We start from the raw sequence: 25,974 nt of genomic DNA on the forward strand, positions 1-25,974 counted from the left end.
TGCTGCAACGGTTTGCTGCGGCGCACAAGGGGGCCTATCTCGCGGCGCGCTCCGTAAACATGCCGGTGGTCAGGAGCTGGGGCAGCACTTCGGGCTCGCTGCGCCCCGGGGCGTACCACAGATAGAGCGGCACCCCGGCGCGGTTGTGGCGCTCGATGAAGCGGCCCAGTTCGGGGCTGCCATCGGTCCAGTCCCCGACCAGCACCGCCACGTTCCCCTGCTTGAGCGCATTCTCGACGGCCGACGTCTCGATCACCGCTTTCTCGTTGACCTTGCAGGTCAGGCACCAATCGGCGGTGAAATAGGCGAAGACCGGACGCCCTTCGGCCTGGAGCTGCGCCAGCCGAGCCTCGCTGAATGGCTCGCCATATGCCAGCGACTGGGCCTGCGCCGCCGGACGGATAAAGGCGGTGGCGGTGATCGCGGCGAGGAGCAACGGTGCGCCCAAGGGCCAGGCGCGCGCGCCCTGTCGCTGGGTGCGTCCAACGAGCCAGAGCCCCGCGGTGGCAAGCAAGGTTGCGCCAAGACCGATCGCCAGCCCTGCCGATCCCGATTGCCGCCACAGGACCCACGCCAATGCGAGCGAGGTCAGGAACATCGGCACCGACAGCACATGGCGCAGCCGCTCCATCCACGCACCCGGCTTGGGCAGGCGGCGGCGAAGCGCGGGAATGAACCCCAGAGCGAGGAACGGCAGCGCGATGCCCAGCCCAAGCCCGCCAAACACCGCAAGTGCCGCTGGCCATGGCAGGATCAGCGCCGCGCCCAATGCCGCCCCCATGAACGGGCCCGTGCAGGGCGTCGCGACGAACGCCGCGAGCGCGCCGGTGGCGAAGGCACCACCGGTGCCCCTGGAAGCTGCACGGTTGACGAAGCCCGGCACCGAAAGCTCGAACAATCCGGCAAGATTGAGCGCGATCCCGGTGACCAGCAGCAACAGGATCAGGATGACGCGCGGGTCCTGAAGCTGGAAGGCCCAGCCAAGCGTCGCGCCGCCGGCCCGAAGCGCCAGCAATGTGCCGCCGAGCGCGAGGCAGACGAGCACCACGCCCGCAGTATAGGCCAGAGCTTCGCTGCGCGGACGCCCATCGCCGTCATTGGCCTTGGCAAGGCTCAGCGCCTTGAGGCTGAGGATCGGGAAGACGCACGGCATCACGTTGAGCAGCAGCCCGCCCAGTATCGCGCCGAAGAACGCAGCCAGCGCGGCTGTCCAGGGGAAGCCGGTATCGACGGGCGGAACCGTGCCGGGGCTCGCCGTGACGATGAACCCCTGTCCGCCGATCGCGAGCACACCGTCAAATGCGGTGGGCTCACCCTTGGCCGCAGTTTCGACCACCAGCCGGTCGCCGCTACGGGTCACCGTCTGGGGCGCTGCGTGATCCAGCATGTTCTGCGCCAGCGGATAGAAGTACGCGTCTCCGCCGGGCGCGCTCGCCGGATAGGGGATCGCCAGCCGCACCCTGCCGCCCTCGATCTGATAGGTTGCGGGCGAACCCAGCGGCTTGGGCAAAGCCTTGCGCCACCCATCGAAGCGGGCGCGCCGCTCGGTCGCGATGGCACCGTCCCCAACGGTCAGCGAGGTCGAGAGTTGTTGCCGTTCGGGCACGCAGATCGAATCGGTGCAGACGAGATAGTCCAGCTCGACGCTTATCGGGATCTCTCCCTTCGCATCGCCCGGGAGCTTTAGGGTCACGAGCTGCGCAAACGGCGCTTCGTAAACATAGTTCATGAGCTTCGCGATGATCAGCCGCTCGGGCACCGGGTAGCGGATCGGGCCGGCCGTCACGCCTGTGGGGACGCTCCATTTGGCACGCGCCGGAAACCCGGCATCGCCCGGATTTTCCCAATATGCGTGCCAGCCCGGATCGGGCCGGGACGCAAAGGCGAGCGTGACTTCACTCCCTGCCGCGGGATGGTCCGTCTCGGCGATCAGCTCGATCTGGACATGCGGGCCCTTCCCCACCGGCTGCGCCGTCGCCGCCGGTGCCAGCACCGCCAGCATGAAGGACACAAACATGAAACGAAGCCAGTCCATGCAGCGTCCTTGCCCAGCAACCGTGCTTCGACAATAGCTGACGGACGCTTTTTGACCATCAGGAGCTTTCGATGAAACTGATTCGCCCGATCGCGGCTGCGCTGGTACTGCTCGCCGCGTCCCATGCCACCGCGCAGCAGGCGCCAGCGCCGAAACTGGTGGTAGTGATCTCGGTAGATCAGTTCTCCGCCGATCTGCTCGCCGAATATCGCGGCCAGTTCCGCGAGGGCTTCGCCAGGCTCCTGTCGGGCGCGGTCTTTCCCGCAGGTTATCAAAGCCATGGCGCGACCGAGACCTGCCCCGGGCATTCGACGATCCTGACCGGCGCGCGCCCCGCCCGCACCGGCATCATCGCGAACGACTGGACCGATTTCACCGCACCGCGTGAGGACAAGACAGTCTATTGCTCCGAGGACACCAGCGTACCCGGCAGCAGCTCGAACAACTACACCGTCTCGGACAAGAACCTGAAGGTGCCGACGCTCGGCGAGTGGATGAAGCTCGCCAATCCGGGCAGCCGCGTCGTTTCCGTAGCGGGCAAGGATCGCGCGGCAGTGATGATGGGCGGGCACAAGGTCGATGAGCTCTGGTGGTGGGGCGGCAAGGGCTTCGTGTCCTATGCGGGCCGCGCCGAACCCGCGATGGTAACGCGGATGAATGCGGGCATTGCGGAGCGCGTCGCCACCGCACAGCCGGCCATGGATCTGCCCGCTTTTTGCGAGCCGCGCAGCCGCCCGATCGCGATCGGCGGGGGCCAGACCGTGGGCGAAGGCCGCTTCGCACGCGAAGCGGGCGATTACCGCGCCTTCCGCGCCTCCCCCGAATTCGATGAATCGATCCTCGCGCTGGGTGCCGGGCTGTTCGCCGACATGAAGCTGGGCCAGGGAGCGGATACCGACCTGCTGATCCTCGGCGCCTCCGCAACCGACTATATCGGCCATTCGGTGGGCACGCGCGGCAGCGAGATGTGCCTCCAGATGTTCGCGCTGGATCACACGCTCGGCCAGCTTTTCGCTGTGCTCGACAAGAGCGGCGTCGACTATGTCGTGGCGCTCACCGCCGATCATGGCGGGCTCGACCTGCCCGAACGCAGCGGTGAGGCGGGATCGGTGGGCGGCGGGCGCGTCGATCGAGCGCTGATCGCCGGCAATATGGGCAAGGAAATCGCAGCCAAGCTGGGGCTGAAAGCGCCAGTGCTCCATGGCGGATCCTTTGGCGACGTCTATGTCGATCCCAAGCTGACGCCCGCGCAGCGCAAGGCCGTGCTCGCCGAAGCCACCGCACGCTATACCGCGCATCCGCAGGTGAAGGCGGTGTTCACCCGCGCACAGGTCGCCGCGACGCCCAAGCCCAAGGGCCCGCCCGAGAGCTGGACGATCCTAGAGGAACTGAACCAGTCCTATGATCCGGCGCGCTCGGGCGATCTGCTGGTGGTGCTCCAGCCGCGCATCACGCCGATCGTCGATCCCACCAAGGGCTATGTCGCGACGCATGGCAGCGTATGGGGCTATGACCGTCGCGTGCCGATCCTGTTCTGGCGCAAGGGCATGACCGGATTCGAGCAGCCGCTGGGCGTCGAAACGGTGGATATCGCGCCGACGCTGGCGGGGGTATTGGGACTCAAGGTGCCGGTGGAGATCGACGGCAAGTGCCTCGATCTGGATCCGGGGCCGGGCGACACCTGCAAATAACCTCCCGCGCGGAGACCGAAGCTATCAGCGGCGCTCGAACTCGCGCATGCCCGTGATCCGGTTGCCGGAGAGGACAATGTTCGAGCGGCTGACATCCGCGACGAATGCCGGATTGGCGGGCGCGCCGGGAGCCATGGTCGCGACATTATCGGTCACGGTAAGGCCGTTGGAGCCATAGGTGCGCGCTTCTGCGCCGACCACGATCAGCGCGGAGTGATTCTCCTTGCTCGGGCCCTGGACAAAGGTGTTGCGCGCGATGACCCCCGCGCCGCCTTCGGACAGGTCGATCATGTAATTGGTACCCTTGCCGTGGCTGTCGTCGAAGCTGTTGTCGACGATCTCCACCTGCGGCGCGCGGATCTTGACGTAATGGCCGCCGGTGCCGCGCTCGAAGCGCGAATTGCGCACGATGACCTTGCCCTGCATCCCCAGATAGATCGAATGGCTGCAATTCTCCGTCTCGCACTGGCCAAGCCCGGAGAAGGTGGTGCGATCGATCGTGATGGTACGCACCGTATCATGTCCGCCGCCCAATATGCCTTCCTGGCTGTCGAGGAACATGGAATTGGTGACGAGCAGGTCACCCATCTCGATCCGGATGCCCGCACCGTTGCCGTCGTTCACCGCATAGCCGCGGAAGATGATCCCATCGACGGTGGAACCGCGTCCGCGCAGCACAAAGGCTGCCTTCTCCTCGCAGGCTTCGATCTCGAAAATCACCGTGCCGGGCTGGATCGCCTTGAAGATGATCTTGCCGGCCTGCTGCACGGTGCACTGGCGATAGGTGCCGGGCGCGATGAGGATCGTAGCGGTATCGTCGCGGATCGCCGCCACCGCCTCGTCGAGGGTGGCAAAGCCCTGTCCGGTCTCGGCGACGGTGAAGGGCGCGCGGCTCTGCTGCGCAGCGGCCGGAGACGCGAGGGCGAGGAGGAGGATGGCGAGGCGCATGGACGGGAATATGCGCGAAGGCCGTTAAAAACTCACTTCGGCCCTTTATCCCCCCGTCACCCCGGCCTCGCGCCGGGGTCCCGCTGCCTCTTACCCAAAGGAGAAGCGAGATCCCGGCGCGAGGCCGGGATGACCAGGGTTGGGATCCGGCCTTAGCGAAGCGTCTCGATGATCCCCGAGAAATCCTTGTCAGCGCCCGCGCCCGCCACAAAGGCTTCGTACAGCTCTGCCGCGCGCTTCCCCATCGGCGTATCCGCGCCGGTGCTCCCCGCCGCTTCCATCGCCAGCCGCAGATCCTTGAGCATCAGCGGCGCTGCGAAGCCGCCTTGATAGTCGCGATCGGCGGGGGATTCGGGGCCGACACCCGGCACCGGACAATAGCTGGTCATCGACCAGCTTTGCCCGGAGCTTACCGAGGCGATGTCATAGAAATTCTGAAGATCGAGGCCGAGCTTTTCGGCCAGCGCGAACGCCTCGCACGTCGCGATCATCGTCGCGCCGAGCAGCATGTTGTTGCAGATCTTGGCCGCCTGGCCCGCGCCCGCACCGCCAGCATGGATCACCGCCTTGCCCATATCCGACAGGAACGGCTCGGCCCGTTCGAACGCCTGCTGGGTGCCGCCGACCATGAAGGTGAGCGTGCCCGCGTTCGCGGCGGCGATCCCGCCCGAAACCGGTGCATCGACGGCCATCAGCCCCCGCGCGGTGGCGGCCGCAGCCACGCGGCGCGCAGTGTCCACATCGATCGTCGAGCAATCAATCAGGATCGCGCCCGCTTCGGCACCGTCGAGCAGCGTATCGGTATAGACCGCCTCGACATGCTTGCCGGCGGGCAGCATCGTGACGATCGCCTCCGCGCCGGCCACCGCTTCCGCCGCGCTTGCCGCGGGCAGGCAGCCCGCCGCCTTGGCCCGGTCCAGCGCATCCTGGCTCAGATCGAAGGCACGGACGTCATGGCCGTTCTTCGCGAGGTTTGCGGCCATGCCCCCGCCCATATTGCCCAGGCCGATAAAAGCTACGCGTGCCATTTCACTCTCCCGATCAAACCTTCTCCGGAGGGAGAAGGATACGGAGACTTGGCAGCTTGCTGCCTAGTCGCAGTTGGATGAGGGGATGCGCTATCGATGCGGTGATCCCCTCACCCAGCTTCGACTAGGGCCGGCTGAAGAAGCCGACCCAAGTCTGCGCAACCCTCTCCCGACGGGAGAGGGACTTGCTGTTATTTCCCCGTCCAATTCCCCGGACGCTTCTCGACGAAAGCGCTCATGCCTTCCTTCTGATCCGCGGTGCCGAACAGCGCGTGGAACAGGCGGCGCTCGAACTGGACACCCTGCGCCAGCGTCGTCTCGAAGGCGGCGTTGACCATTTCCTTGTTCGCCAGGACCGCGAGCGGCGCCATGGATGCGATCAGCTCGGCGGTCTTGACCGCGTCCGCGACGAGATCGGCGGCGGGCAGGATGCGGCTGACCAGCCCGGCGCGCTCAGCCTCCTCGGCGTCCATCATCCGCCCGGTAAGGCACATCTCCATCGCCTTGGCCTTGCCCACCGCACGGGTGAGCCGCTGCGAGCCGCCCATGCCGGGCGAGACCGCGAGCTTGATCTCGGGCTGGCCGAACTTGGCGGTGTCTGCTGCCAGGATGAAGTCGCACATCATCGCCAGCTCGCAACCGCCGCCCAGCGCATAGCCCGAAACCGCGGCGATGATCGGCTTGCGGGTGCGGGTAAAATCTTCCCAGCCTGCGAAGAAATCATGGCCGTACATGTCGGCAAAGCCCTGCGCCTGCATCTCCTTGATGTCGGCACCCGCGGCAAAGGCCTTTTCGCTGCCGGTGATGACGGCGCAACCCTGGGTCGCGTCCTTGTCGAAGGCGCGCATCGCGTCCTGCAGCTCGGACAGGATCTGGCTGTTGAGGGCGTTGAGCGCCTGCGGGCGGTTAAGCGTGACCAGCGTGACGGCGCCGCGCTGTTCGACAAGGATGGTTTCGTAGGTCAACATTCTTCTCCCTTGGTCACCCCGGCCTCGGAGCCGGGGTCCCGCTTCTCTGAAACCCTCAGAAGAAGCGGGTCCCCGGGTCAAGCCCGGGATGACGATCGATTCAAATCGGCCGCCATGCTTCGGCTTCGGGCAAAGGCGCGAAGATCGCGTCGATGGCGGCGTCGCTGACCGCTTCCACGCTGGGCGGGTTCCAGCGCGGCGCATTGTCCTTGTCGATGATCAGCGCGCGGACACCCTCGGCGAAATCGGGGCGCATCGCGACGCGGCTGCCGACGGCGAATTCCTGGCGCATCTCGTCCTCGAAGCGCGCCATGCTGCGGCCCTCGCGGACTAGGCGGAGCGAGACCTTCATCGATTCGGGCGATTTGGTGCGCAGCGTCGCGAGCTGGGCGGAGGCCCATGCGCCGCCATCTTCTGCGAGCGCAGCGAAAATGCCTTCGAGCGTGTCGGCCGCGAAGAGCCGGTCGATCTCGGGCTGGTGCGCGAGGATCGCTGCTTCGGGCGCGGGGACGGAAAGCTCGGCCAGTACCGCCTCGATCGCCTGCGGATCGGCGAGGATACGTGCCTTGGCGTCCTCAAGCCGTTCGGCCGGCAGGAAGTGCGTGGCAAGGCCCAGCGCGAGGCATTCGCCCCCGCCCAGCCGGTGACCGGTCAGCGCGAGATACTCGCCCATCCTTCCGGGGAGGCGCGACAGATGCCAGCCGCCGCCGACATCGGGGAACAGGCCGATGCCGGTTTCGGGCATGGCGAACCTGGTGTTCTCGGTCGCGACTCGGAAGCGCGCGGGCTGCGAGATGCCTACGCCGCCGCCCATGGTGATGCCGTCCATGAACGCGACGATCGGCTTGGCGTAGGTGAAGAGCTTGTGGTTGAGCTGATATTCAACCCGGAAGAACTCCCGCGCGCCGGCACCGTCGCCCGCGCCGCTCTCTGCGATCATGCGGATGTCCCCGCCCGCGCAGAAGCCCCTGCCCTCGGCATGGTCGATCAACACCGCCTCCACGGCGTCGTCAGCCTCCCAGGCAAGCAGCGCATCGAGCATCGCCCGGCACATCGCGGTGTTGAGCGCGTGGATCGCCTTGGGCCGGTTGAGCCTGATCCGGCCGACGCGGCCCTCGATCGAAATCAGCACATCGCTCAATTTTCCTCTCCCATCGGGAGAGGGAGGGAGCCGCGAAGCGGCGGAAGGGTGAGGGTGAAAGCCAGATCGCCCCCACCCTTCCCACTCGGCTGCGCCGAGCGGGCCCCTTCCCTCCGTCGGCGGGAGAGGGAGCTTGGCATCATGCCGCTCACTGGCGCGTCAACTCCCGGCCGACGATCATCCGCATCACCTGATTGGTGCCCTCGAGGATCGAGTTGACGCGCAGGTCGCGCCAGAAACGCTCGATCGGATAGTCCTTGAGATAGCCGTACCCGCCATGAAGCTGGAGCGCGCGATCGGTGACCGAACTGGCGGTGTCGGTCGCAAACCGCTTGGCCATCGCGGCAAATTTGGTCTTGTCGGGTGCGTTGGCCGTCACCTTGGCGGCGGCGAGATAGAGAAGCGCGCGGGCAGCCTCCAGATCGGTCGACATGTCGGCGAGGGTGAACTGGGTGTTCTGGAAATCGGCGATCGCCTTGCCGAATTGCTGGCGCTCCTTGGTGTACTTAATCGCCTCGTCCAGGCAGCGCTGCGCACCGCCGAGCGAGGTCGCGCCGATATTCAGGCGGCCGCCATCCAGCCCCATCATGGCGATGCGGAAGCCTTCGCCCTCGCCGCCGACGATGTTCTCGGCGGGCACGCGGACATTTTCGAACGTGACCGCCGCCGTCGGGCTAGCGTTCCAGCCAAGCTTGCGCTCCTTCGCGCCGAAGCTGACGCCCGCCATCTCCTTCTCGATCACCATGCAGGTGATGCCCTTGGGGCCATCCACGCCGGTGCGGACCATGGTGACGTAGAGATCGTTGACGCCAGCGCCCGAAATGAACTGCTTGGACCCGTTGACGACATAATGATCGCCGTCGCGCACCGCGCGCGTCTTGAGCGCGGCGGCATCGGAGCCCGAGCCCGGCTCGGTCAGGCAATAGCTCGCCATCCGCTCCATCGAGATCAGCGAAGGGAGATACTTGTCCTTCACGCCCTGCGACCCGAAGCGATCGATCATCCAGGTCGCCATGTTGTGGATCGAAATGAAGGCGCTGGTCGGCACGCAGCCATAGGCCATCGCCTCCATGATCAGCGCAGACTCCAGCCGGCCGAGCCCGATGCCGCCCGATTCCTCGGATACGTAGATCGAAGCAAAGCCCAGCTCTGCGGCGGACTTGATCGTCTCGCGCGGAAAGATGCTCTTCTCGTCCCACTCCGCCGCATGCGGCGTGATGGCATCGGCGGTGAATTGCCGCGCCATCTCCTGAATCTGAAGCTGCTCGTCGGTAAGGTCGAACTGGGTCATCTATTTCTTCTCATGCAGCACGCGCTCGGCGAAGAGCCTGTTCGCGATGTCGGTATTGTTGCGTTCGTACCAGCGCGCGCCCTTGATGCCCTTCTCCCACGCCAGCGCCTCAGCCAACGTGCCGGCGGCGTAGGGAGTTTCGGGCGTCGAACGATAGATCGGATCGGCAAAGGCCCCGTCGGCGGAGATGATCTCCCAGCCATCCCTGCGTAGCGCATCGATCAGATCGCCTAGGAAGAGCGCAGCCATGTCGGTTTCGTGCAGAAGCAGCACGTGCGCCGGGCTGCGGCCCAGCGTGCGGACCATCAATGCATCGGAGAAATTGGCCGACTGGACATGCGTCTCGACATACAGGTCACGCAGCGCAGCCATGTCCATCGTCTTGCCTGCCTTCTTCGCCCGCAGCGCCTGATCCTCCATGTTCCAGTCGGAACCGTCGATCGTCACATAAGCGTTGAGCAGCCCCCGCGCCTTCAGACCCGCGCGGATCGCGTCGCGCTTCGCCATGTCCTTGCCGCCCTCATCCAGGAACGGATAGCGAAACCACGGGCGATGCCCCGGCTGCTTGCTGAGCCACTGCTCCGCCGCATCGATGTTCGAGAGATAGTCCGCCGCGCTGGTGCCGCCCAGGCGCGGATGGGTGAAGCTGTGATTGGCCAGCACATGCCCGGCGGCGACATAGGTCCTGATCCGCTGGCCCGCGCCCTTGGTATCGCCATATTCGGTGAGCTGCCCAGGATTGAGGAAGAAGGCGGCCTGCTCGACCCCCTTCTCCTTCATGATCGCGATCAAGCGCTGCCCCCGCTCCTGCGGGTCCATGAACGCGCCGCGCATCCGCGGCACATCGTCGAAGCTCAGCGCGATCAGCTTGCGCTGCTCCTGCGGCGCGGAAGCGTCGACGGTCGCGATCGGTTCGGCCCGGACCACGAACATCAAGGCGACGACGAACAGGAGCAGGCGGATCACCGGGCCGCCCCTTCGCTCGCGATGATCTGCTCGATGCCCAAAATCGTCCCTCCACAGGCCGGGCATTCCCCGACTCGCGCTTTGTAATTAAATTACTCTGGCACAGCAAAACCGCCCTGTCAGCGGTTCGTACCGATCGGCACGGGCAGGATTCGTCCCGCTTCGTCACGCACCTGCATTACCTCCACGCCGAAGGCGGCGCGCAGATTGTCCGGCGAAAGCGCTTCGGCAACCGGCGCAAAGGCAACGACGCGGCCCTCGCGCAGCAACAGAACATCGTCGGCGGCGCGCGCCGCCTGGATCAGATCGTGGAGCACGATCACAACCCCCATCCCCTCGCCCGCCAACGCGCGCAGGCGATCGAGCAGGCCAAGCTGGTGCGCTGGATCGAGGCTGGCGAGCGGTTCGTCGGCCAGCAGCCATGCGGGGCGACCGGCCAGAACCCTGGCCAGCAGCACGCGCGCGCGCTCACCTCCGGACAGTTCGGCGACAAGGCGACCGGCAAGCTCCTCGGTATCGGTCGCCGCCAGCGCATGGGAGATCGCTATATGATCCTCAGCCGAAAGCCCCGCGAACGGCGCGCGGTGCGGCATGCGCCCCAGTTCAACCAGGCTTTCGACGGTCACATCCCAATGGACCGCGCCATCCTGGGGCAGATAGCCGATCGTCCGGGCGCGCTCGCGCGGATCGAGCGTATCGACACGCGCTGACCCCAGCCGGACCTCGCCCGGCGCAAGGCCCGCAAGCGCCCGCACCAGCGTCGTCTTGCCCGATCCATTGGCGCCCAGAATCGCCGTCACGCGCCCCGGACGCAGCGTCGCGCTGATATCGTGCAACACCGCTCGCTTGCCGAGACGGACCGACAGGCCGGTAACCGTCAGATCCATGCCGACCTCCGCATCCTGAGCAGCAGCGCGAAGAAGAAAGGCGTGCCGATCAGCGCCATCGCCACCCCGAGCCGAATCTCGGTCGCCCCGGGGCCGAGCCGGACGAGGCTGTCCGCCGCGAGGACAAGCGCCGCGCCGCCCAGCGCCGAGGGAAGCAGCAGCGCGGAGGGCCTCGCCCCGGTAAGCGGGCGCAGCAGGTGCGGAACGATCAGCCCGACAAAGCCGACCACGCCCGTCACCGCGACACTGGCGCCGACGGCCAGCCCCGCGCCCACCACGATCAGCATCTGCGTGCGCCGAAGCCGGATACCGAGCGAGCGCGCCGCATCCTCTCCCAGCGTCAGCGCGTCCAGCGCACGGCCGGTGAATAGCAGGGCCACGCACCCCATCGCGATGAAGGGCATGGCGAACTGGACTTCGGAAAAGCTGCGATCGGTGAGCGATCCCATGATCCAGTCGATGATCTCGGCAGTTGCATAGGGATTGGGCGCGATCGAGATCACGAACGCGGTGAGCGCCCCGGCCAGGCTGGCGAGCACCGTGCCCGCAAGGATGAACGCGACCGCGCTCCGCGAGCGCCAGGCGAGGCCGGCGAGTAGCGCCATCCCCCCGGCGGCAGCGAGCATCGCGCTGCCGAAGATGATCAGCGGCGTACTCGCCGAGAGCAGGACAATCGCCCCGACCGCGCCCAGCGCCGCGCAGGACGAGACGCCCACCACCGAGGGGTCGGCGAGCGGATTGCGCAAAAAGCCCTGCAGCACCGCCCCGGTGAGCCCCAGCGCCGCGCCCACGCCCAGACCCAGTATCGCGCGCGGCAGGCGAAGCTCGGCGACGATCCACCAGCGCGGATCGGCGGTGAACCATGCCGAGGGCGGCACCCACGCCTTGCCGGCCATGAGGGAGCCGAGGAAGAGCAGTGCTACGAGCGCCGTCAGGCCGAGGATTAGGGTGGATCTTTTCATCGCCCTCACCCTTCCCACTCGGCTGTGCCTCGCGGGCCCCTTCCCTCTCCCGTCGGGAGAGGGAGGGAGGCGCGAAGCGCCGGAAGGGTGAGGGTGATCGCGATCATTGAATCCCCCGCCGCACTTCCGCCAGCCTCGCCATCGCCCGCGCAATCACCGGCCCGCCGCAATTGACCAGCGAGCGATCGAATCGCGCTTCCTCGACCTTCGCACCCAGATGCCCGAGCGCGACACTGCGCATTTGCGCCGCGCGCGACGAGGCATCGCGCCCAACCGCGTCGGGGACCAGCATCACGCGCGGAGGATCGACGATCACATGCTCCATCGGCAGGTATCCGGTGAATTGCAGCCCGTAATGCGCGGCACGGTTTGAAAAGCCCGCGCGCGTCATCATCTCGTCGAGCAGATTGCCGCCGCCCGATGCCATGTTGCCTCCGATCCAGATGAGCGCGGGAAGTTTCTCGCCCGGCCAGCTTGCAGCAGCCACTGCGCGATCGATGCGGGCGTTCATCGCCCGGCCCGCCCCGGCCGCATCCAGCGCGGCGGCGAGTTCGGTCACCTGCTTCTTGCTCGCTTCGATGGTTGCCGGCGAATCGAGATAGAGCGTCTTGAGCCCGGCCCGGCGATAGGCTTCGCGCGTTGCCGGCGCGGTGAAGCTGCTCGCGATCACCAGATCGGGCCGCATCATTACCACCTCCTCGGCGGTGCCGCGCGTGGTTCGAAACCGCACCGCGACTTGCGCGGGGATCGAAGTCGCGGCGGGGTCCTGCGAATAATGGCTGATCGCGGTGATCCGCGCGGGCGGGACCAGTTCGATCAGCATCGCATCGGCGCAGGGGTTTGTGGAGACGATCCCTCCCCCCTGCGGTGGCTGCACCGCGCAGCCTGCCGGGAGGAGGCAGAGAAGCGCGGCGCAACGCATCAGTTGAAACGCACCCGGACGCCGCCATGGGCCGATCGCCCCGGCGTGCCATAGGTGGCGACGGTCTGGTATTTCGTGTCGAACAGATTTTCGACGCGGCCATACAGCGCGAGCCGCTCACCCAGCGGAACCTCGCCACGGATGCTCGCCAGCGTATAGCCGTCGAGGCGGACGCTGTTGGCGGGATTGTCGAAACTCCGCCCGACAATCGTCACCGTGCCGCCGATGCTCGGCCCGTTTTCGCCAAAGCGGTAATCGGCCGAAAGGCTGGCGGAATCGCGCGGGCGGCGCGCCAGTTCCTTGCCGTAATTGGCGCCACCCGCCCGATTCCGCGTGGCGACATGGGTGTAATTGCCGCGCAAATGCAGGCCTTCGAGCAGATCCACGCCCAGCTCGATCTCCACGCCTTCGGCCCGGGTTCGCGCAAGGTTGGCATAGGTGAAGGTGCCAAGGTCGAAATCGATCTGATTGCTGGTGTCGCGGTGGAACCAGGTCGCCTTCAGCCGCAGCACACCGTCGAGCAATTGCTGCTCAGCGCTCAGATCATAGCCCTTCGACGTTTCCGGGCGCAGCGTGCGCGTCCCGTAAAAGCTGTAGAGCTGGTAAAGCGTCGGTGCCTTGAACCCTTCCGAATAGCTGCCGCGCAGCACCGTGCCGTATGCGGGTCGAACCGAAGCGCTGAAGCCAAATGTGGTGTGGTTCCCAAAAGCCTTATGATCGTCATTGCGGATGCCCGCAGTCAGCGTCGCCGCATCGAACGGGGTGACGATCGCCTGCCCATAGAAGCTGGTCACGCCCGTCGAGGCGAAGGTGGAGCCATCGTTGAAGCGACTGTCCTCATGCTCGGCGCCGAACACGGCGGTCACTGCGTCGACGGGGCGAAGCTGGCCCTGATATTCGTATCGCTCGCTTCGCCCGCGTCCGATAAAGCTCGGCGTGGTGCCAAAGGCGGGATCGTAATTGTCGCGATCGATGCGCGCGAGCGAAACGCTCAGCCGATTGCGAAGCACGTCGCCGAACAACCGCGCGTTGATCCCCGCATAGCCATACAGCTCCTCGGCAGTCGAATACTCCACAGTGTCCGAAAAGGCGTAGGTGGGGGGCGGGAAGCCGTCGAGGTCCGTCCGGCTGTCCGCATAATAGCCGCGAAGGTCGATCGTCAGATCGGGCGTAAGGTCCACCGCGAAGCGTCCACTCGCACCAAACTGGCGATAGCCATCGGGCTCGGTTCCGCTTGCCGCCGCCGAGATTCCATCTGTGCGCGCATAGCCCGCAGTGAAGCCGGCGCGGACATTCTGCCCGCCATAGCCGAGCGCGGCATTGGCGAAGAGGCTGTCCTGGCTGCCATATTCGGCATTGCCGGATGCCGTGAGGCCGTAGCTGCCGTCCTGCGTGACGACATTGACGACGCCGCCGATCGCCTGGCTGCCCCACACCACCGAATTGGCCCCGCGCAGCACCTCGACCCGCTTGATCGATCCGGCCAGCAGATTGCCGAAATCGAATCCGCCGCCGGGCGAGGACGGGTCGTTGACGCGCACGCCATCGATCAGCACGAGCGTGTGCTCCGCCTCCGCGCCGCGAATCCGCACGCCGGTGAAGCCGCCCAGCCCGCCGTTGCGCGACACCGTGACGCCGGGCGTGGTCGATAGCAGATCGGCGAGCGCGACCGTCTGGCGGCGCTCGATCTCATCGCGCTCGATCAGGGTTACGGCGCGACCGACATTCTCAGGCATTTCTTCGATGCCCGATGCCACCACGACGATATCGGTGCGGCGTAGATCGGCGATGACGATCTCCTGATCGCCCGCCGGAGCGGCCACATCCTGCGCGAAGGCAGGCAAAGCCGGCAGCAGGGCCGCCGACGCACAGAGGAGGAATTTGAACTTCATAACAAGACACCCATTGCTTGGGCCGCTTGCCTGAAGTGGCGGGAGCGGCCCGGTTCGGTGTCGCTCACGCAAGGGATTTCGCCCCTCGTTCGCCCGGTACACCCCGCCCGCGCAAAGGAATCGACCGTGACCGGCAGGTCTCCTGGCTCCCGGGTCACCGCTGGCGCACCGCCTTCCCGGGATTCCCCAGTGGCATGATGGCGCGCCGGCTAACCGGTCACAGTTGCGGGGGCAGCCTCGGCATCAGTCAGACGGCAGCGTGCGCCGCACGCCGGACCACCGAGTTCCCTTTTCATCCCCGTCACCGGGGAACCTGTCACGCGACGGCGTGTACGCGCCCGGAAAATTGCGCGCAAGCCAAGGAACCGCAGCGAACGCATCTGGTCACGCATCGCGATCGGATTACGGAGGGCGTCCCGACCCGCGCCCCGGTGCCGATATCAACGATCCGGCCAGCACCCATTCCCAGCCCAGCCTTGATCAGATCGATAACCGTTCGCTGGGCGCCGACACTCTACCATCCCCCGCCAGACAGCCAGCGCTCGACCATTGCAAGCCGGTCCGCCCCCCAGAAGGGCTCGCCGTCGACGATGATCCAGGGAGAGCCGCAGATCGCACGCGCTACTGCTTCGTCGCATCGAAGACGGAGGGCCTCGCGCCACTCGGCGGCGGATCCGGCGGCAATCAAGGTCTCCGGGTCGATGCCGAACGGCGCGCCGAGTGCCGCCGCGAGGTTCGCATCAGCGATGTTGGCCCCTTCCTCGAACAGCGCCTCAAGCAGTCGCTTGGAATATGCGCCGGCCGTCGCACTCCCGTGCCCAGCCGCGGCGGCCAGTACCATCCTGGCAGCCAGGTGGGTTCGCAGCGGAAAATCCTCACGCAGGACGAAGGGCACCCCCGCCAGGCGCGCGAGACGCGCCCAGTCGTGCCGGGCATAATCGCCTTTCAACGGCTGGGCCGTCAGCGGCGTGCTGCCCGTGACCTTGAACACCGCACCTAGCAGGAAGGGCTTCCAGTCCACGGTCCTGCCATGGCGCGCCGCAAGCGCGTCGATCTCTCGTCCTGCAAAATAAGCGTAGGGCGAGGTAAGGTCGAACCAGAACTCGATCGGCGTGGCGGTCATGGCGCTTCGAGCCCGCCGGCTGGACGAGGCGCGATGTCGCCCCGGAAGACCAAATGGACCTTGTTGCCATCAGGATCGCGTAGATATGCGCCGTAATAGTCCGGCGCATATCGCGGCCGTAGCCCGGGAGACCCGTCGTCGGTGCCGCCCGCCAGCAGCGCTGCGGCATGCCCCTGCTGGTCCACGGCATGCGGGGACGGAGCAAGGAAAGCGACCATCGTCCCGTTGCCGGCGGAGCAGGGCCGCCCGTCATAGGGCTGATACGCGTAGAAGCGCGGAAGCTGCACCCCGGGCTCGTGCCAGCACAGCGAAGCGGGTCCGCCGTCGGGCTTCACCTCCCGCCGGACGAGCCCCAAGGGTGTCAGGAGCGCGTCGTAAAAGGCGCCGGCCCGCCCGAGATCGCTGACACCTAGCGTGACGTGGCTGAACATTGCGCCCGCTCCTCCGAAATGGCCCGATCCCTCAGAAAGACGGTAAGATCGTTCGACTGGAACGCCGTTGGCACCTGATAAAGCATGTCGCCCACGAATCCGCGGTGATAGGTCCCATGGTTGACCACGTGGAGCACGATTGCCTCGCGAGTCATCGCGCCGCTGCCTCCCCCGATGAACTCGAACTCCACAACCTCGTCGAGCAGGGTCTCGCGAAGCTGCTCGGCATAGCCGACATACCAGCGGTCCAGCGCCTGGGTCCTGCCCCACAGCCCAGCCACCGAGTCCCCGCGCTCGGTGTTACGCGCCGTGTACCGGTGGCCCCCGCCCTCAAGATGGGCGCGGAAGATATCATCGATCACGTAGACATGGTTCAGCGTGTGCAGGATGTCGCCGTAGCGCGTCGCCCTTGGGCGGAGCAGCTCTTCCTCCGCCAATGCCATCATCGTCCTGAACGTGATCTCGTTCGCCCAGGCCTTGTATCGCGTCAGCATGCGCAGCGTGCTGAGACGGTTCACCCGCCGCTTGCCCGCGTCACCGCATCCACGACCTCGAGGATCGCGCGGACGACGGCGTCCGGATCATCGATCTCGATGTTGTGGCTCGTCTTCGGCACGATACGTTGCAGCCCGCGGCGGGACAGCGCGGCCGTCTCGGTATGCAGCCACAGATAGGACTGATAGCTGGCTGCGTCGATCGGATCGGATGCATCGTGGTCCCCGTGCGTCAGCACGATCATCGGGCGGGCACCAAGCCGGCCCGGCGTGAATAGGGTCCGGTAGACCGCATCTCCCCGGTCGTCCGCATAGACGCTGTTGGCGATCTCCGATGCCTGCGTCACCTGGTACGTCTTGGTGACCTGAATGCGCGCACGCTCGGCGGCGACTGCCGGACCCAGCGGCTGCCGGACCGGATCACTACAGCGCTTGTACGTCGTCGATGCGGGATCGAGGTCGCCCTTCTCGGCAATGGCGGCGCAGTTCGCGTAGTGCGCGGTCAATCGTCGCATCCAGTCGGCGTCGCCGAGTTCGACGCGAGCGGCGATAGACTCACCGAAGCGCTTGCGCAGGCGGGTGCGAACCCGCTCGGCCACGCGATCCTCGGACGGGTCGATCAGCACCAACCCCGCGACGTCGGCTGGGTGAAGCGCCGCATAGAGCTTCACGTTGAAGCCGCCGAGCGAGTGCCCGACCAGAATGAGCGGGGTCTTCAGCTTGGCCGCACCGACCAGTGCCTTGATATCCTCGACGATCGCGGCTGGCGAACGCGGACCGGCAACGGGGTCACTGTAGCCGAGGCCGGCGCGGTCGTAGGTGCAGGCCCGGACCCGCTTCGCGACCTCTGGCTGCACCAGCCCCCAGATCACGGACCAGTCGCTGCCGCCGGAATCGAACAGCACCGTCTTTTCGCCCGATCCCATGCAGAAGAGATTGAGCTTGCGCCCGCCCCCGATGTCGATCCGATCATGCGCCACGGCGAACTGCTGAAGGACATCTTCAGATACACGGCTGGTGGGCTGGGCGGCTGCCGACGAGAGGATGGCAGCGGGCACGAGGCACGCGATTGCGGCGTTAAGAAAAGACTTCATCGCTCACTTCTTCGGCCGGCTTGCGCATCCCGGCGAGTGGCGGATTTGACAATGTTCGGGGCCAATTCGCCAAGCCTCAGGCAAGCGTCGCGAGCAGCGCCAAGAAAGCGCCAGCAGCAGCGAGGCGACCACCCGCATCGGCGGTGTCACGATTGCGCGTTGTCGACGTAGTGGCAGAGCACCCGCGACGCGGCGCGACCGGGCGGCCCCTCGAAGCACTCGATCGCCACTCGGTCGCCAAGGCTGGTCCGGTAGCGGATGCTCACGCTACGCGTGCCCTTCGCGACCTCGAGGAGCGTGAAGTGCAGGTGCGGGTAGCGATCCAAGGCGCGGGCGAAATAGTCGCGCAGCGCTTCGATCCCCCTGACGGTGTCCGTCAATCCGCCGGTGAACTGGAGGTAGATCGGCGAGACCAACTGCACGTCGGCTTCGTAGTGGGACATGATGCGCTCTAGATCCCGATCGTTGAAGGCATCGATCCAGTCCCTGGCGAACGCTTCGGCGTCGGTGAACGTCATGCTCGCCGCGCCAGCCCGGGTGGCGGCGGCAGCGGGCGGGCAGCCGCAGGACGAGCGCGGGCCCGGAGCTCGCGCGGCCCCAAGCCAGCTCCCCGCCGAATGAGCCCACGCAGGGTGGATGGATCGGAGTAGCCCACACGATAGGCGACCTCCTCGAACGGGAGCGCCGTCGTCTCGATCAACTCGACCGCGCGCTCGACGCGAAGTTGCTGCAGGAATTGGACGGGCGACAGTCCTGTCGCGGAGGCGACCCGGCGCGAGAAGGTGCGCGGCGACTGCCCGACCGCCGCCGCAAGGTCGTTCACGCCGATCCTGTCGCCAAGCCGCGTACGCGCCCAGGCAGCCGCCCGTGCCACGCTCTCGCTCGTCGCCGCGAGCAGGCCGATCGCCATGTAAGGCGTCTGCGAACGGCGCTCGTCAAGCAACATGCGTCGCGTGCAGCCCTCGGCGACATCAGCACCCGCATAGCGGGCAATAAGACCAACCACGAGATCCATTTGCGCCATCGCAGCGCCAGCAGTCGTGAAGGCCCCGTCGCTCACCACCAGTTCGGCGGTGTCCAACGCCACTTTCGGAAAGAGATCTTGGAAGGTCGGCGCGAGCCACCACGCCGTCGTCGCGCGCCGCCCATCGATCAGGCCCGTACTCGCGAGCAACAGGGTGCCCGTGCACGAGCTCGCGACATGCGCGCCGTTCGCCGCCGCCGCCTCGATCAGCGCACGCGCGGCCTGCGCGTCCGGATCGGCCAAGCGGTCCGCATAGCTCGCCGCCTTGGAGAGACCCTGCGCCGGAACGATCAGAAGCTCCGGCTGATCATGGACTGCCTCGGGAAAGGCGAGAAACGGACGGAAGAGATACGCCCCAGCCCCCAGGAGTTGCACGTCGAAGGCGGCCGGCCGACCGGCCGCGATGCTGACATGGTTGGCCATCGCCAGCACGTCGATGGTGATCGTAACGCTGGAGGCCAGCGCGGTCTCAAGGGCGAGGATCGTGACTGGCAGCATGCGTGCCTCCTTTCGTCAGCCGGACCAGGGCGTGCCATCGCGTTGGGTGTAGCTCCAGCCCGAATCGCTTCGCACCGCCCTCAGGTCGTCGTCAGGATACTCGGCAGCATCCCCCGGGAGGCGATCCCCGACCTCCAGATATACGGAGTCTTCCGCGCTGCGGTTAACGAGATGATGGGCCGGCCCACCGTGACGGAAGCCCGCGCACATCCCGGCGCGCAACGTCAGTTCGCCGTCGTCGTCGATCAGGGTTAGCTCGCCGGCGAGCACATAGACGAACTCGTCCTGCACAAGGTGACGGTGCCGCACCGAGGACTGGCACCCAGGCGGCAGAGTGACGCGGTTCACGCCGAAATTCCCGACGCCGAAAGGATCGCCCAGCACCTGCTTGCTCCGTCCGTGCACCCGCCGGGCAAACTCGGCTGGATAGGTGGTGGAGGTGCGCGCGGGGACCTCGTCGGCGACCAGCGCGCGTATCCGATCGGGCTTCATGCTGCGGCGGCCTCCTCTTCATAGGACATCAGGATGGCGGCCATGTCGAGACTGGCTCCACCGCGCCGCGCCAAGCATTCGAAACGCGCGAGGCTCTCGGCCAGCAGTGGAGCATCACCCTCTACGCCGCGCACCGCCTCGGCGACCAGCCTTGCGTTCTTCATCACGTCGCCCACCGCGGCCTGGGGCGTGAAGTCGCGGGTGACCATCTTGCCGAGCTTCGCTGCCGCCACGCCGCTGCCGAGCGGCCCGTTGGTAATCACCCGGCGAAACTGCTCAAGGCCAACCCCGGTGGCAGCGGCGAGACTAGTCGCCTCGGCCAGGGCGGTCACCGAGGTGATGAGGTAGAGGTTGACCGCGATCTTCATCGCCATCGCGCGGGGCACCGCACCGGCATCGATGATCTCGCGACACATGGGCGCGATGAGAGGCCGGGCATCGGCGACGGCATCGGGTGCCCCCGCAAGCATCGCGACCAATTCGCCGGCCTCCGCCGGGCCCCGCGACCCGGAGACCGGTGCCTCGACGAAGCGACCGCCGCTCGCAAACACGTCGCGCTCCAGCCCGCGCGAGTATCCCGGCGAGTGGGTCCCCATGTTGACGATCAGCCTGCCGCGGACGCGGCTGGCGAATTCAGACTCACCCCGCCCCAGCACCGCATCGGTGGCCGCGTCATCGGCCAGCATGAGGATGACGGCATCGCAGCTCGCGAAGAGATCGCCGGTCGAGCCGGCGATGTCCGCTCCCAGCCGTGCGAGCGCCTGGGCGGGACCTGATGAGCGATTGTAGACCCGCAGCCCCATGCCGGCGCGAAGCAGGTTGGCGGCCATCGGCCGTCCCATCAATCCCAGACCTGCGAAACCGAGGCGCATGCTGTCATGCTTAGCGGGCAGCGCGCGACGGACCAGAGGCGAACTGACCATCAAAGCGGGATTTCTCGCCAAGCGCACTTTGGCGGTAATTCCCCGAAAACTGGCTCATTCGCCACGCGCTCGGCGACGCGGATCTCGCTACCCTCCGGGCGATGCAAACGCGAGGAAGCCTGCCGAACGGATGCTGCCAGGCAGATCCGCTGGGCGGCTTCCGCGCGACATATGGCTGACGCCAGACCTCCGATCCGGGATCCAGACATGCGCGACTACCAGTATTTCACCGTCGACGTGTTCACCGATAAGCGCTTCGGCGGCAATCCGTTGGCGGTGTTCCCCGACGCCGCAGGGCTGGACGCCGCGACGATGCAGGCGCTCGCCGCCGAGCTCAACTATAGCGAGACGACCTTCGTGCTGCCGCCAAGGGATCCCGCCAACACCGCGCAGGTGCGCATCTTCAACCGGACTTCGGAGATGCCGTTCGCCGGCCATCCCAACGTTGGCACGGCGTTCGTATTGGCGCAGCTCGGGCGCGCGTCCGGCAATGTCCTTCGCTTCGAAGAGATTTCCGGCCTCATTGCGGTGCGGCTGGGCGAGAACGGCGGTGCCGCCGACATCGACGCCCCCCAGCCGCTGACAATCAAGGAATCCCTGCCAACCAAGGGCATCGCGTCGTGCCTGTCGCTCGGGAGCGAGAGCATTGTCGCGACAAGCCATGCCCCGCTGCGCGCAAGCGTCGGCGTCGACTTCGTCCTGGCGGAGGTCGCGGGCGAGGCCCTCAGCCGCGCGGCACCGGATCTCGGAGCCTATCACCGCCTGGCCGCACAGTTCCCGCAATTGGAGGGGCGTCTGTCGATCTTCCTCTACGCCAGTGAAGGAGCGGATGTGCGCGCGCGCATGTTCGCCCCACTCGCCGGCACCTGGGAGGATCCAGCGACCGGCAGCGCGAACGCGACCCTCGCGGCGCTCCGCCTGCAGCTTTCGGGGGCCGGCGAGCTGGCATATCGCGCCGTGCAAGGCGTGGAGATGGGACGGCCAAGCCACCTGTCCGTTCGCGCATGGCGATCCGCCGACGGTGTGCGCGCCGGCGTCGGCGGCAACTGCGTTTCCGTGTTCCGGGGCAGCATTTCGCTGTGACCGCCATGCGAGGCACCGGAATGCCGCTACCGCACGTCGCGGCCGGCGTGGTGGTGGTCGCCATCTGGGGCTCGAACTTCGTCGTCGCGCGCATGGCGCTTGAGCAATTCCCCCCTATCACCTTCTCGGTGCTGCGCTTCGCCGTCGCATCGCTGCCGCTGATATGGCTGATCCGGCCGCCGCGGATGCCCGTCCGCGAGATAGTCGCCTACGGCCTTCTGATCGGCGTCGGCCAGTTCGGCCTGCTCCTCTACGCGCTGGACGGCCACATGTCCGCCGGGCTCGCGTCGCTCCTCATCCAGACGCAAGCCATCTTCACCGTCGCGCTGGCACTGGTCATCGGCGGCGAACGGCCCCGCGCCGACAACCTCGTCGCGCTTGCGCTCTGCATCACCGGCATCGCGCTGATCGGACTCGATGCCGGAGGTGCCGCGGATCCGCTCGGGATCGTCCTCGTACTCGGAGCGGCGCTCGGCTGGGCGGGTGGCAACATCCTCGCCAAGCGTGCCGGGAACATCGACATGCTCGCGCTGATGGTGTGGAGCGGTCTTGCCGCCGTCCCGCCGCTTCTCGCAGCTGCCCTGCTGATCGAAGGTTCCGAGCTGATGATGCGGAGCCTTGCGCAGGCGGACGCCTTCGCCTGGGCCACCGTTCCATGGCAGTCCTTCGCCAATTCGCTGTTCTGCTATTCCGTCTGGAACTGGCTGCTGGCGCGCCACCCCGCCGCTGACGTCGCTCCCATCGGGCTCCTGGTGCCGGTGTTCGGCATGTCTGCGGCCGCCTGGCTGCTTGCCGAGCCGATGCCGACCTGGAAGGTTGCCGCGGCAATACTCGTGCTGACCGGACTTGCCGTCAACTTCTGGACTTCCCGCCGGGCCGCACAGCCGAAGACACCAAACGAGATTGAACCCATGGAGGTAATGTCATGAGCCAAGGAACTGAGCCGCGCATCGTCAATCTGAGCGAGCAGTTCGACCGGTTCGAAGAGCGCTGGGCGCCGAAGATCGTCGCCCGCTACAACGACAACGAGGTCCGGCTGGTAAAGACCGAGGGAGAATGGGTCTGGCACTCCCACCCCGAGACCGACGAGCTGTTCATCATCGTAGAGGGCGAGTTCGACATGGATTTCCGCGACCGGACCGTCACGCTCGGACCGGGCGAACTGCTCGTCGTGCCCCGTGGGGTGGAGCACCGCCCGGCTGCACGTCGCGGTCCGGTCAAGCTGCTGCTCCTGGACCCGGAAGGCACGCCGAACACGGGCGACGTCAACACGGCCACGCACGCAGTGGAGCTCTGACAAAGGCGAGTGAAACAGGCGACCTGGGCCGGGCAGCGACCACTGCGCTACGATCCGCGAGATCGATCGGAAGGTCGCGCCTGTAAGCTGCGTGAAGCTGGCATCTGGTGTTCAACAGTCGTGCCACGCATGGACCGCGGAACTCCCGGCCGTGATCACGCGGATTCGCGGCCGCAAGATAACAAAAACCCCGCCAACCCAATGGGCCAGCGGGGTTTTTCATGGTGGGCGTGGCAAGGATTGAACTTGCGACCCCTGCGATGTCAACACAGTGCTCTACCACTGAGCTACACGCCCTCAATGGTCGGACGCCTCTAGCGAGGGTTGTTCGCGGGTGCAAGCACCCCGAAGGTGATTTTAATTCAGGCTGGCATGCTCGGCTTCGAAAAGCCGGTCGACCTCCAGCACAAGGTCGCGAAGATGGAAGGGTTTGGACAGGATTCGCGCCTGTGGAACCTGTTTCCCGGCCTTGAGCGTGACGGCGGCAAAGCCGGTGATGAACATCACGCGCATATCGGGCGCGATCTCGCTTGCCCTTTGGGCGAGTTCGATTCCGTCCATCTCGGGCATCACGATATCGGTAAGCAGCAGATCGAAGCGCTCATTCTCCAGCAGAGGAATCGCCTCGGTGCCGCGATCGACTGCGCTGACGGCATATCCCGAACGCTCGAGCGCGCGGGTCAGATACTCCCGCATCACACGATCGTCTTCGGCCAGCAAAATCCGGATCATCGCTTCCCCACCCCAATGTCTCAGCCGCACCATAGGCCCAAGCCCTTAAGATTTTCCAGCAGCGCATTGCCGATGGCCGCAGCGCTGCCTAGGCTGTGCCGGTGACCGCATCCCCTTCGTTCGAGCTTTATGGGCCGATGGAGCCGATCAGCCCGGTGGTCATTTCCGTGCCGCATGCCGGGCGGGACTATCCCCTGCCGCTGCGCGCGGCGCTCCGGGTGCCCCTCGCCGCCATCCGCGGGCTTGAGGACCGCTATGCGGATGCGATCGCGCTGGGCGCGCGCGAAATCGAAACGCTGTTCGTCGCCGCGCGCGCCCGTGCCTGGATCGATCTCAACCGCAGCGAACAGGAGCGCGATCCCCGGCTCGACGATGGCGCACGGGCGGGCGGGCCGCCTCTCTCCGCCAAGTTGCGCAGCGGGCTCGGGCTGGTGCCGCGCCGCGTGGGCAATTCCGGCGATATATGGTCGCGGCGGCTGGGCGGCGACGAAGTGGACGCGCGAATCCGGCTCGATCATCGCCCCTATCACGCAGCGATCGCCGCTGCCCTTGCCTCGGCGCGCGCGCGATTTGGCGTCGCGGTGCTGCTCGATGTGCATTCCATGCCGCCGCTCGGCGATCCCACCACCGCGCCCCGGCTGGTTCTGGGCGATCGTTTCGGCAAATCGGCGGCCGCGCGCTTCCAGGGCCGTCTCGAGGCTGTGGCGCGGACGCACAATATCGCCTGCGCGGCCAACACGCCATATTCGGGCGGGCACATTCTTGAGCGGCATGGCGATCCGCGGCGCGGAATTCATGCGATCCAGCTGGAAATCGATCGCACTTTGTATCTCGATGCGGCGCTCGATCAGCCGGGTCCGGGTCTCAAGGCCATGGTGAAGCTGCTCCGCTCGATCATCGATGCGCTTGCCGACGAAGCCATCCCCGCAGCGCTCGCCGCCGAATGAACCGCATATAAAAACCACCTCGCGGTTACCCACGAGGTGGCCAAGGTTCAGGGAGGAGACACGCCCGAGGGCGTGCCGTACTGCCTCGCGAAAGGGGGAACACGAAGCCGTACAAGACCAAATATAGGTGAAAGGGGAGATAGTTCAAGGGGCTGCGGCCAGGCGTATCGCCTTCGCGGCCAATCGTTTACCGCCGAAATGGACGCTATTTCGCGATCTTGAACCAGGCGGGCGCGGCGGCATGAAGCAACGCCGCGCCCGATCGGCATCAGGCAGCCGGCGGTACCAGCTGCGGTTCCGGCATCTTGTTCAGGCGCACCTGCATCGCGAAAATGTCGCGCATCAGCTGCAGCGAGAAGAGGTGCGCATAGATGAGCGGCAGCATGCCGTTCTGCACGATCTTGCGAAGCTGGTCGCCGCGCAGTTCGTTGAGCTTCTTCTCGTCGACGATCTGGAAGCCACGATAGACGAAGGGAAGTTCGGCACCGTCCGGCTGGATCGAGGTTTCGCCGTCGGTCAGCAGGTCGAGGTCCTTCAGATCCTTCATGAACAGGCTGGTGCGCTGTCCGGCATGCTCGAACTGCTCGTTGAACGCCAGAATGTCCTTCACCACCTGCGTGGGCTCGCCATTCTCGAACAGCGGCTCGCCTTCGTCGAACTTGCCGATCGTGCCGGCGGAGGGATCGAAGCACAGCGAAAGCTCGTCCGTGTCGGGGCGCAGGCGTGCCAGCATGCACGGATAACGGCGGATATAGGCCGGAACGTAGAAAGGCTGGTCCGGGTCGTTCAGCGTGCCTTCGTCGTTGAAGAAGACGTTGACGCCTTCGTTCAGGCCCATCAGGCCGAGCGGAACGGGGTCCTCGCCGGCCGAGAAGACGATCGGCATGAAGCGCTGCACGGCGGGGAATTCCTCGACCGTGACGGGAACTGCGTGCTGGTTGACGACGAACGGCGCCTTCTCGGCCACGCGGAGCTTGTAATCGGCATGTGCCTGGCTCGAAAGCGGCTCGAGTTCATTGTAAAACAGCGGAAGCGATTGTTGCTGCGGCGCGCTGGCCATCATTCTCTCCTGAAACTGGAAGCAAAAAATCTGCAAATTGCGTGA

26 protein-coding genes, 1 tRNA gene and 1 riboswitch are annotated in these 25,974 nt (G+C 66.3%); of the genes, 5 read left to right on the forward strand and 22 right to left on the reverse strand.

The window, feature by feature from the left end; genetic code table 11:
- Nucleotides 1-34: 34 nt before the first annotated feature.
- Entirely contained in the window at nt 35-2,035 is a 2,001-nt protein-coding gene (locus SSO01S_RS06930; RefSeq protein ID WP_066797210.1) for a protein-disulfide reductase DsbD family protein, read from the reverse strand.
- Between the two features lie 71 nt (nt 2,036-2,106).
- On the opposite strand from SSO01S_RS06930, the gene SSO01S_RS06935 reads away from it, so the two are divergent.
- On the forward strand, nt 2,107-3,726 hold the full coding sequence (locus SSO01S_RS06935; protein WP_066797213.1) for an alkaline phosphatase family protein: 1,620 nt from the start codon (nt 2,107-2,109) through the stop codon (nt 3,724-3,726).
- Nucleotides 3,727-3,750: 24 nt separating this feature from the next.
- Here SSO01S_RS06935 and SSO01S_RS06940 read toward each other — a convergent pair whose 3' ends face one another.
- From SSO01S_RS06940 to SSO01S_RS07025, 18 genes are all read right to left on the reverse strand, one after another.
- Complete coding sequence (locus SSO01S_RS06940; protein WP_066797216.1) at nt 3,751-4,674, reverse strand: right-handed parallel beta-helix repeat-containing protein; 924 nt, start codon at nt 4,672-4,674, stop codon at nt 3,751-3,753.
- 152 nt (nt 4,675-4,826) lie between these two features.
- The gene (mmsB, locus tag SSO01S_RS06945) at nt 4,827-5,702 is read right to left on the reverse strand and encodes a 3-hydroxyisobutyrate dehydrogenase (protein WP_066797219.1); all 876 of its coding nucleotides are present in this window, start codon (nt 5,700-5,702) and stop codon (nt 4,827-4,829) included.
- Between the two features lie 191 nt (nt 5,703-5,893).
- Complete coding sequence (locus tag SSO01S_RS06950) at nt 5,894-6,670, reverse strand: enoyl-CoA hydratase (RefSeq protein ID WP_174520762.1); 777 nt, start codon at nt 6,668-6,670, stop codon at nt 5,894-5,896.
- A gap of 100 nt (nt 6,671-6,770) precedes the next feature.
- Nucleotides 6,771-7,811 carry an enoyl-CoA hydratase/isomerase family protein gene (locus SSO01S_RS06955; protein ID WP_066797221.1) on the reverse strand — a complete coding sequence of 347 codons (1,041 nt, stop codon included), beginning with the start codon at nt 7,809-7,811 and terminating at the stop codon, nt 6,771-6,773.
- Nucleotides 7,812-7,959: 148 nt separating this feature from the next.
- Nucleotides 7,960-9,102: an acyl-CoA dehydrogenase family protein gene (locus tag SSO01S_RS06960; protein ID WP_066797233.1), complete on the reverse strand. Its 1,143-nt coding sequence runs from the start codon at nt 9,100-9,102 to the stop codon at nt 7,960-7,962.
- Entirely contained in the window at nt 9,103-10,068 is a 966-nt protein-coding gene (locus SSO01S_RS06965) for a polysaccharide deacetylase family protein (RefSeq protein WP_245646634.1), read from the reverse strand.
- Nucleotides 10,069-10,187: 119 nt separating this feature from the next.
- Complete coding sequence (locus tag SSO01S_RS06970; RefSeq protein ID WP_066797236.1) at nt 10,188-10,955, reverse strand: ABC transporter ATP-binding protein; 768 nt, start codon at nt 10,953-10,955, stop codon at nt 10,188-10,190.
- Nucleotides 10,946-11,917: a FecCD family ABC transporter permease gene (locus tag SSO01S_RS06975; RefSeq protein ID WP_066797241.1), complete on the reverse strand. Its 972-nt coding sequence runs from the start codon at nt 11,915-11,917 to the stop codon at nt 10,946-10,948. Before SSO01S_RS06975 ends, SSO01S_RS06970 begins: the two co-directional genes overlap by 10 nt.
- Before the next feature lie 103 nt (nt 11,918-12,020).
- Nucleotides 12,021-12,794 (reverse strand): ABC transporter substrate-binding protein, encoded by a 774-nt coding sequence (locus SSO01S_RS06980; RefSeq protein WP_245646635.1) that lies wholly within the window; start codon nt 12,792-12,794, stop codon nt 12,021-12,023.
- Nucleotides 12,795-12,838: 44 nt separating this feature from the next.
- The gene (locus SSO01S_RS06985; RefSeq protein ID WP_066797244.1) at nt 12,839-14,731 is read right to left on the reverse strand and encodes a TonB-dependent receptor plug domain-containing protein; all 1,893 of its coding nucleotides are present in this window, start codon (nt 14,729-14,731) and stop codon (nt 12,839-12,841) included.
- Nucleotides 14,732-14,846: 115 nt separating this feature from the next.
- Nucleotides 14,847-15,063: riboswitch (cobalamin riboswitch) on the reverse strand.
- A 182-nt stretch (nt 15,064-15,245) separates the two neighbouring features.
- Entirely contained in the window at nt 15,246-15,854 is a 609-nt protein-coding gene (locus SSO01S_RS06990) for a 2-hydroxychromene-2-carboxylate isomerase (RefSeq protein ID WP_066797248.1), read from the reverse strand.
- A complete protein-coding gene (locus SSO01S_RS06995) occupies nt 15,851-16,285 on the reverse strand; it encodes a VOC family protein (RefSeq protein ID WP_066797251.1) in 435 nt (144 codons plus the stop codon). The genes SSO01S_RS06990 and SSO01S_RS06995 overlap by 4 nt, the downstream gene beginning before the upstream one ends.
- Complete coding sequence (locus SSO01S_RS07000; RefSeq protein WP_218000343.1) at nt 16,264-16,803, reverse strand: DinB family protein; 540 nt, start codon at nt 16,801-16,803, stop codon at nt 16,264-16,266. Before SSO01S_RS07000 ends, SSO01S_RS06995 begins: the two co-directional genes overlap by 22 nt.
- Nucleotides 16,800-17,873 (reverse strand): alpha/beta fold hydrolase, encoded by a 1,074-nt coding sequence (locus tag SSO01S_RS07005; RefSeq protein WP_066797257.1) that lies wholly within the window; start codon nt 17,871-17,873, stop codon nt 16,800-16,802. The genes SSO01S_RS07000 and SSO01S_RS07005 overlap by 4 nt, the downstream gene beginning before the upstream one ends.
- A 146-nt stretch (nt 17,874-18,019) precedes the next feature.
- Nucleotides 18,020-18,391 (reverse strand): nuclear transport factor 2 family protein, encoded by a 372-nt coding sequence (locus SSO01S_RS07010; protein ID WP_066797259.1) that lies wholly within the window; start codon nt 18,389-18,391, stop codon nt 18,020-18,022.
- Nucleotides 18,388-19,395, reverse strand: coding sequence for a GlxA family transcriptional regulator (locus SSO01S_RS07015; protein WP_083942892.1), 1,008 nt, complete (start codon nt 19,393-19,395; stop codon nt 18,388-18,390). The genes SSO01S_RS07010 and SSO01S_RS07015 overlap by 4 nt, the downstream gene beginning before the upstream one ends.
- A 15-nt stretch (nt 19,396-19,410) precedes the next feature.
- The gene (locus tag SSO01S_RS07020) at nt 19,411-19,887 is read right to left on the reverse strand and encodes a cupin domain-containing protein (protein ID WP_066797261.1); all 477 of its coding nucleotides are present in this window, start codon (nt 19,885-19,887) and stop codon (nt 19,411-19,413) included.
- A complete protein-coding gene (locus SSO01S_RS07025) occupies nt 19,884-20,759 on the reverse strand; it encodes an NAD(P)-dependent oxidoreductase (RefSeq protein WP_066797731.1) in 876 nt (291 codons plus the stop codon). Before SSO01S_RS07025 ends, SSO01S_RS07020 begins: the two co-directional genes overlap by 4 nt.
- Nucleotides 20,760-21,017: 258 nt before the next feature.
- Here SSO01S_RS07025 and SSO01S_RS07030 point away from each other — a divergent pair, with 258 nt between their 5' ends.
- The 3 genes from SSO01S_RS07030 to SSO01S_RS07040 are packed head-to-tail and all read left to right on the forward strand — an operon-like array spanning nt 21,018 to nt 23,190.
- Complete coding sequence (locus SSO01S_RS07030) at nt 21,018-21,893, forward strand: PhzF family phenazine biosynthesis protein (protein WP_066797263.1); 876 nt, start codon at nt 21,018-21,020, stop codon at nt 21,891-21,893.
- Nucleotides 21,894-21,913: 20 nt separating this feature from the next.
- The gene (locus SSO01S_RS07035; RefSeq protein ID WP_157073675.1) at nt 21,914-22,822 is read left to right on the forward strand and encodes an EamA family transporter; all 909 of its coding nucleotides are present in this window, start codon (nt 21,914-21,916) and stop codon (nt 22,820-22,822) included.
- The gene (locus SSO01S_RS07040; protein WP_066797266.1) at nt 22,819-23,190 is read left to right on the forward strand and encodes a cupin domain-containing protein; all 372 of its coding nucleotides are present in this window, start codon (nt 22,819-22,821) and stop codon (nt 23,188-23,190) included. The genes SSO01S_RS07035 and SSO01S_RS07040 overlap by 4 nt, the downstream gene beginning before the upstream one ends.
- Before the next feature lie 222 nt (nt 23,191-23,412).
- Here the strand turns inward: SSO01S_RS07040 and SSO01S_RS07045 are convergent.
- Both SSO01S_RS07045 and cpdR read right to left on the reverse strand, forming a co-directional pair.
- Nucleotides 23,413-23,487, reverse strand: a tRNA-Val gene (locus SSO01S_RS07045).
- A 60-nt stretch (nt 23,488-23,547) separates the two neighbouring features.
- Entirely contained in the window at nt 23,548-23,922 is a 375-nt protein-coding gene (gene cpdR, locus SSO01S_RS07050) for a cell cycle two-component system response regulator CpdR (RefSeq protein ID WP_066797735.1), read from the reverse strand.
- 137 nt (nt 23,923-24,059) lie between these two features.
- Here cpdR and SSO01S_RS07055 point away from each other — a divergent pair, with 137 nt between their 5' ends.
- Nucleotides 24,060-24,869 carry an N-formylglutamate amidohydrolase gene (locus tag SSO01S_RS07055; RefSeq protein WP_066797738.1) on the forward strand — a complete coding sequence of 270 codons (810 nt, stop codon included), beginning with the start codon at nt 24,060-24,062 and terminating at the stop codon, nt 24,867-24,869.
- A gap of 268 nt (nt 24,870-25,137) precedes the next feature.
- Here SSO01S_RS07055 and SSO01S_RS07060 read toward each other — a convergent pair whose 3' ends face one another.
- Complete coding sequence (locus tag SSO01S_RS07060; RefSeq protein ID WP_066797741.1) at nt 25,138-25,929, reverse strand: SapC family protein; 792 nt, start codon at nt 25,927-25,929, stop codon at nt 25,138-25,140.
- Between the last annotated feature and the right edge of the window lie 45 nt (nt 25,930-25,974).

The organism is Sphingomonas soli NBRC 100801 (genome assembly GCF_001591025.1).
Classification (GTDB): Bacteria; Pseudomonadota; Alphaproteobacteria; order Sphingomonadales; family Sphingomonadaceae; genus Sphingomonas; species Sphingomonas soli.